This window comes from Pseudoxanthomonas sp. LjRoot204_2, from assembly GCF_056175765.1.
In genome coordinates, this window is record NZ_JBGFFG010000640.1 from 1 (window position 1) to 1,409 (window position 1,409).

The 1,409-nt window shown below is 64.7% G+C and carries 2 protein-coding genes; both read left to right on the forward strand.

Going from position 1 to position 1,409, the window contains the following annotated elements; translation table 11 throughout:
• The coding region (locus AC04L7_RS18665) for a beta/alpha barrel domain-containing protein (protein ID WP_475513698.1) at positions 1 to 361 on the forward strand (361 nt) is incomplete at its 5' end.
• A gap of 154 nt (positions 362 to 515) precedes the next feature.
• Positions 516 to 1,409: citrate/2-methylcitrate synthase (locus AC04L7_RS18670; protein WP_475513699.1), on the forward strand; the 894-nt coding region annotated here is incomplete at its 3' end.

The window sequence follows — 1,409 nt, forward strand, 5'->3', positions numbered from 1 at the left end:
CGCCTGCGTCGAGGCCGGAGCCGACGGCATCTTCGCCGAGGCCGCCTACGACCTGCCCACCTACCAGCGTTTCGTCGATGCGGTGAAAGTGCCGGTGCTGGCCAACATCACCGAGTTCGGCAAGACGCCGCTGTTCACCCGCGACGAACTGGCCTCGGTCGGCGTAGCGATCCAGCTGTATCCGCTGTCGGCGTTCCGCGCGATGAACAAGGCCGCGGAGAACGTGTACGAAGCGATCCGCCGCGACGGCCACCAGAAGAACGTGGTCGACAGCATGCAGACGCGCGAGGAGCTGTACGACCGCATCGGTTACCACGCCTTCGAGCAGAAGCTCGATACCCTGTTTTCCGCAAAGAAGTAAGGATATTCCTTCTCCCTTCGGGAGAAGGTGCCCTAAGGGCGGATGAGGGTACGGCGAAGCCAGCGATGTTCGAGCTGCACGGATTTCGCCGAACCCTCACCCCAACCCCTCTCCCATCGGGAGAGGGGCTCCAAAACAAGATGAGGAATTGAACATGTCAGAGAGCGTCCCCTTCAAGCCGAAGAAATCCGTCGCCCTGTCCGGCACCGCCGCCGGCAACACCGCGCTGTGCACGGTCGGCCGCAGCGGCAACGACCTGCATTACCGCGGCTACGACATCCTCGACCTGGCCACGATCTGCGAGTTCGAGGAAGTCGCCTACCTGCTGGTGCACGGCAAGCTGCCCAACCGCGCCGAGCTGGTCGCCTACAAGGCGAAGCTGAAGTCGCTGCGCGGCATCCCGGCCGCGGTGAAGGCCGCGCTGGAAGAGCTGCCGCCGTCCGCGCACCCGATGGACGTGATGCGCACTGGCGTGTCGATCCTCGGCTGCGTATCGCCGGAGAAGGACGACCATAACCATCCGGGCGCGCGCGACATCGCCGACAAGCTGATGGCCTCGCTGGGCTCCATGCTGCTGTACTGGTACCACTGGAGCCACAACGGCCGCGCGATCGACGTGGAGACCGACGACGACTCCATCGGCGGCCACTTCCTGCACCTGCTGCACGGCGAGAAGCCGCGCGAGTCGTGGGTGCGGGCGATGCACACCTCGCTGATCCTGTACGCCGAGCACGAGTTCAATGCCTCCACCTTCACCTGCCGCGTCATCGCCGGCACCGGCAGCGACATGCATTCCTGCATCGCGGGTGGCATCGGTGCGCTGCGCGGCCCGAAGCATGGCGGAGCGAACGAAGTGGCCTTCGAAGTGCAGAAACGCTACGAATCGCCCGACGAAGCGGAAGCCGACATCAAGGCGCGCGTCGAGCGCAAGGAAGTCGTGATCGGCTTCGGCCATCCGGTGTACACCACCGGCGATCCGCGCAACGACGTCATCAAGCAGGTGGCGAAGGATCTGTCCGCCGAGCAGTCGAGCATGAAGATGTACGAC